Source organism: Neisseria sp. HMSC064E01, assembly GCF_001808875.1.
Classification (GTDB): Bacteria; Pseudomonadota; Gammaproteobacteria; order Burkholderiales; family Neisseriaceae; genus Neisseria; species Neisseria sicca_A.
Genome location: NZ_KV794866.1, coordinates 1 through 5,847, shown reverse-complemented (window position 1 = coordinate 5,847; position 5,847 = coordinate 1). Strand labels below are relative to the sequence as shown.

The window sequence follows — 5,847 nt, the reverse complement described above, 5'->3', positions numbered from 1 at the left end:
GTACTGGTTTAAAGTTAATCCACTATATTTTACCCGCCCTCTTCCCATCCGTCACATCCCTATACCCGCTGACCCTACCATTACCGTAACCACCCTACCGTCACTCGTCAACAAGTCGCTCCATCATCAGAAGGAACGGCAAGCACGGCTTCAAGTACAAGTACAAGGTAAAACACAAGATCAAAGTAAAAGCCCCCGACATCTGTCGGGGGCTTAGAATAGGTGTTTGGCAGTGACCTACTTTCGCATGGAAGAACCACACTATCATCGGCGCTGAGTCGTTTCACGGTCCTGTTCGGTATGGGAAGGCGTGGGACCAACTCGCTATGGCCGCCAAACTTAAACTGTACAAATCGGTAAAGCCTTAATCAATATATTTGGTGATGACTGAATCAGTCAGTAAGCTTTTATCTTTGAAGTCCTTCAAATGATAGAGTCAAGCCTCACGAGCAATTAGTATGGGTTAGCTTCACACGTTACCGCGCTTCCACACCCCACCTATCAACGTCCTGGTCTCGAACGACTCTTTAGTGTGGTTAAACCACAAGGGAAGTCTCATCTTCAGGCGAGTTTCGCGCTTAGATGCTTTCAGCGCTTATCTCTTCCGAACTTAGCTACCCGGCTATGCAACTGGCGTTACAACCGGTACACCAGAGGTTCGTCCACTCCGGTCCTCTCGTACTAGGAGCAGCCCCCGTCAAACTTCCAACGCCCACTGCAGATAGGGACCAAACTGTCTCACGACGTTTTAAACCCAGCTCACGTACCACTTTAAATGGCGAACAGCCATACCCTTGGGACCGACTACAGCCCCAGGATGTGATGAGCCGACATCGAGGTGCCAAACTCCGCCGTCGATATGAACTCTTGGGCGGAATCAGCCTGTTATCCCCGGAGTACCTTTTATCCGTTGAGCGATGGCCCTTCCATACAGAACCACCGGATCACTATGTCCTGCTTTCGCACCTGCTCGACTTGTCGGTCTCGCAGTTAAGCTACCTTTTGCCATTGCACTATCAGTCCGATTTCCGACCGGACCTAGGTAACCTTCGAACTCCTCCGTTACTCTTTGGGAGGAGACCGCCCCAGTCAAACTGCCTACCATGCACGGTCCCCGACCCGGATAACGGGTCTGGGTTAGAACCTCAAAGACACCAGGGTGGTATTTCAAGGACGGCTCCACAGAGACTGGCGTCTCTGCTTCAAAGCCTCCCACCTATCCTACACAAGTGACTTCAAAGTCCAATGCAAAGCTACAGTAAAGGTTCACGGGGTCTTTCCGTCTAGCAGCGGGTAGATTGCATCTTCACAACCACTTCAACTTCGCTGAGTCTCGGGAGGAGACAGTGTGGCCATCGTTACGCCATTCGTGCGGGTCGGAACTTACCCGACAAGGAATTTCGCTACCTTAGGACCGTTATAGTTACGGCCGCCGTTTACTGGGGCTTCGATCCGATGCTCTCACATCTTCAATTAACCTTCCAGCACCGGGCAGGCGTCACACCCTATACGTCCACTTTCGTGTTAGCAGAGTGCTGTGTTTTTAATAAACAGTCGCAGCCACCTATTCTCTGCGACCCTCCAGGGCTTACGGAGCAAGTCCTTAACCTTAGAGGGCATACCTTCTCCCGAAGTTACGGTATCAATTTGCCGAGTTCCTTCTCCCGAGTTCTCTCAAGCGCCTTAGAATTCTCATCCTGCCCACCTGTGTCGGTTTGCGGTACGGTTCAATTCAAACTGAAGCTTAGTGGCTTTTCCTGGAAGCGTGGTATCGGTTACTTCATGTCCGTAGACACTCGTCGTCACTTCTCGGTGTTAAGAAGACCCGGATTTGCCTAAGTCTTCCACCTACCGGCTTAAACAAGCTATTCCAACAGCTTGCTAACCTAACCTTCTCCGTCCCCACATCGCATTTGAATCAAGTACAGGAATATTAACCTGTTTCCCATCGACTACGCATTTCTGCCTCGCCTTAGGGGCCGACTCACCCTACGCCGATGAACGTTGCGTAGGAAACCTTGGGCTTTCGGCGAGCGGGCTTTTCACCCGCTTTATCGCTACTCATGTCAACATTCGCACTTCTGATACCTCCAGCACACTTTACAATGCACCTTCATCGGCCTACAGAACGCTCCCCTACCATGCCAGTAAACCGGCATCCGCAGCTTCGGTTATAGATTTGAGCCCCGTTACATCTTCCGCGCAGGACGACTCGACCAGTGAGCTATTACGCTTTCTTTAAATGATGGCTGCTTCTAAGCCAACATCCTGGCTGTCTGGGCCTTCCCACTTCGTTTACCACTTAATCTATCATTTGGGACCTTAGCTGGCGGTCTGGGTTGTTTCCCTCTTGACAACGGACGTTAGCACCCGCTGTCTGTCTCCCGAGGAACCACTTGATGGTATTCTTAGTTTGCCATGGGTTGGTAAGTTGCAATAACCCCCTAGCCATAACAGTGCTTTACCCCCATCAGTGTCTTGCTCGAGGCACTACCTAAATAGTTTTCGGGGAGAACCAGCTATCTCCGAGTTTGTTTAGCCTTTCACCCCTATCCACAGCTCATCCCCGCATTTTGCAACATGCGTGGGTTCGGTCCTCCAGTACCTGTTACGGCACCTTCAACCTGGCCATGGATAGATCACTCGGTTTCGGGTCTACACCCAGCAACTGTTCGCCCTATTAAGACTCGGTTTCCCTACGCCTCCCCTATTCGGTTAAGCTCGCTACTGAATGTAAGTCGTTGACCCATTATACAAAAGGTACGCAGTCACACCACAAGGGTGCTCCCACTGTTTGTATGCATCAGGTTTCAGGTTCTATTTCACTCCCCTCCCGGGGTTCTTTTCGCCTTTCCCTCACGGTACTGGTTCACTATCGGTCGATGATGAGTATTTAGCCTTGGAGGATGGTCCCCCCATATTCAGACAGGATTTCACGTGTCCCGCCCTACTTTTCGTACGCTTAGTACCACTATTGAGATTTCGAATACGGGACTATCACCCACTATGGTCAAGCTTCCCAGCTTGTTCTTCTATCTCGACAGTTATTACGTACAGGCTCCTCCGCGTTCGCTCGCCACTACTTGCGGAATCTCGGTTGATTTCTTTTCCTCCGGGTACTTAGATGGTTCAGTTCTCCGGGTTCGCTTCTCTAAGTCTATGTATTCAACTTAGGATACTGCACAGAATGCAGTGGGTTTCCCCATTCGGACATCGCGGGATCATAGCTTTATTGCCAGCTCCCCCACGCTTTTCGCAGGCTTACACGTCCTTCGTCGCCTATCATCGCCAAGGCATCCACCTGATGCACTTATTCACTTGACTCTATCATTTCAAGAACTTCTCTGACTTCGCCTGACATTCCGTTGACAAGAACATCAAACTTGAATTTCCTACTTTGATAAAGCTTACTGCTTGTTGTGTCTTAATCCCGCCTTTTGTCTTTCGGGATTAAGTCGATACAATCATCACCCAAATACTGTACCTGTTTTTCTTTTCCTATTTAGGAGATAACTGACCATTTGCAATTAGTCAATCATCAAAAACAGACACATTGTCTTTGTTTGTTGATTTCGGCTTTCCAATTTGTTAAAGATCGATGCGTTCAATATTGCTATTTACTTCGCAAATCAAAATGAGCTGATTATTATAGCAGCCTTTCTTTTCCCGTCAAACTGATTCGTCAGTAGACTTCTCTTTAGAAAAAAAGAAAGCAGTTACACTGCCTTTTTAACTCGCTTTGATTTGGAAAGTATTGGTGGAGGCAAACGGGATCGAACCGATGACCCCCTGCTTGCAAAGCAGGTGCTCTACCAACTGAGCTATGCCCCCGTTCTTGGTGGGTCTGGGAGGACTTGAACCTCCGACCCCACGCTTATCAAGCGTGTGCTCTAACCAGCTGAGCTACAAACCCGGATTCTCTTCTTAAGCGAATCTTGTCTTCACTCAAGCATTTTTCCGCATCTTCTACAGTTTACCGATAAGTGTGAATACGACAGCCTCTTCTTTCTCTAGAAAGGAGGTGATCCAGCCGCAGGTTCCCCTACGGCTACCTTGTTACGACTTCACCCCAGTCATGAAGCATACCGTGGTAAGCGGGCCCCTTGCGGTTACCCTACCTACTTCTGGTATCCCCCACTCCCATGGTGTGACGGGCGGTGTGTACAAGACCCGGGAACGTATTCACCGCAGTATGCTGACCTGCGATTACTAGCGATTCCGACTTCATGCACTCGAGTTGCAGAGTGCAATCCGGACTACGATCGGTTTTGTGAGATTGGCTCCACCTCGCGGCTTGGCTACCCTCTGTACCGACCATTGTATGACGTGTGAAGCCCTGGTCATAAGGGCCATGAGGACTTGACGTCATCCCCACCTTCCTCCGGCTTGTCACCGGCAGTCTCATTAGAGTGCCCAACTTAATGATGGCAACTAATGACAAGGGTTGCGCTCGTTGCGGGACTTAACCCAACATCTCACGACACGAGCTGACGACAGCCATGCAGCACCTGTGTTACGGCTCCCGAAGGCACCCCTCCGTCTCTGGAGGGTTCCGTACATGTCAAGACCAGGTAAGGTTCTTCGCGTTGCATCGAATTAATCCACATCATCCACCGCTTGTGCGGGTCCCCGTCAATTCCTTTGAGTTTTAATCTTGCGACCGTACTCCCCAGGCGGTCGATTTCACGCGTTAGCTTCGCTACTAAGCAGTCAAGCTGCCCAACAGCTAATCGACATCGTTTAGGGCGTGGACTACCAGGGTATCTAATCCTGTTTGCTACCCACGCTTTCGGGCATGAACGTCAGTGTTATCCCAGGAGGCTGCCTTCGCCATCGGTATTCCTCCACATCTCTACGCATTTCACTGCTACACGTGGAATTCTACCTCCCTCTGACACACTCTAGTCACCCAGTTCAGAACGCAGTTCCCAGGTTGAGCCCGGGGATTTCACATCCTGCTTAAGTAACCGTCTGCGCCCGCTTTACGCCCAGTAATTCCGATTAACGCTCGCACCCTACGTATTACCGCGGCTGCTGGCACGTAGTTAGCCGGTGCTTATTCTTCAGGTACCGTCATCAGACAGGGGTATTAACCCCGCCCTTTTCTTCCCTGACAAAAGTCCTTTACAACCCGAAGGCCTTCTTCAGACACGCGGCATGGCTGGATCAGGCTTGCGCCCATTGTCCAAAATTCCCCACTGCTGCCTCCCGTAGGAGTCTGGGCCGTGTCTCAGTCCCAGTGTGGCGGATCATCCTCTCAGACCCGCTACTGATCGTCGCCTTGGTAGGCCTTTACCCCACCAACTAGCTAATCAGATATCGGCCGCTCAAACAGCGCAAGGCCAAATGGTCCCCTGCTTTCTTCCTCAGAAAATATGCGGTATTAGCTAATCTTTCGATTAGTTATCCCCCACTGCTCGGTACGTTCCGATATATTACTCACCCGTTCGCCACTCGCCACCCAAGAAGCAAGCTTCTCTGTGCTGCCGTCCGACTTGCATGTGTAAAGCATGCCGCCAGCGTTCAATCTGAGCCAGGATCAAACTCTTATGTTCAATCTCTAACTTTTTAACTTCTGGTCTGCTTCAAAGAAACCGACAGGACAATGTCTAAAACATCATCTTGTCTGTCTTTCAAACAGTGTGAGGCTGTCGCACTCACACTTATCGGTAATCTGTTTTGTTAAAGAGCGAAAACGAATTATAAAGCATTTCATCTCATTGTCAATCAAAACTTTTCTTAAAACCTCGAAAAATCAGACCAACTGTGATATACTTATCAGTTCGTTCAACCACCGCCGAAGCAGCGAAGAACCGAACTATACCCCCACCACCAAAAACCGTCAAC

At 50.0% G+C, this 5,847-nt stretch carries 2 tRNA genes and 3 rRNA genes; all 5 read right to left on the bottom strand.

Annotated elements, in window-relative coordinates:
- Window positions 1-224: 224 nt before the first annotated feature.
- Window positions 225-338, bottom strand: a 5S ribosomal RNA gene (gene rrf, locus HMPREF2572_RS00365).
- A 94-nt stretch (window positions 339-432) separates the two neighbouring features.
- Window positions 433-3,324, bottom strand: a 23S ribosomal RNA gene (locus tag HMPREF2572_RS00360).
- 431 nt (window positions 3,325-3,755) lie between these two features.
- A tRNA-Ala gene (locus HMPREF2572_RS00355) sits at window positions 3,756-3,831 on the bottom strand.
- 5 nt (window positions 3,832-3,836) lie between these two features.
- A tRNA-Ile gene (locus HMPREF2572_RS00350) sits at window positions 3,837-3,913 on the bottom strand.
- A gap of 101 nt (window positions 3,914-4,014) precedes the next feature.
- A 16S ribosomal RNA gene (locus HMPREF2572_RS00345) occupies window positions 4,015-5,555 on the bottom strand.
- Together the 16S, 23S and 5S rRNA genes with 2 tRNA genes alongside form the textbook arrangement of a ribosomal RNA operon.
- Window positions 5,556-5,847: the final 292 nt, after the last annotated feature.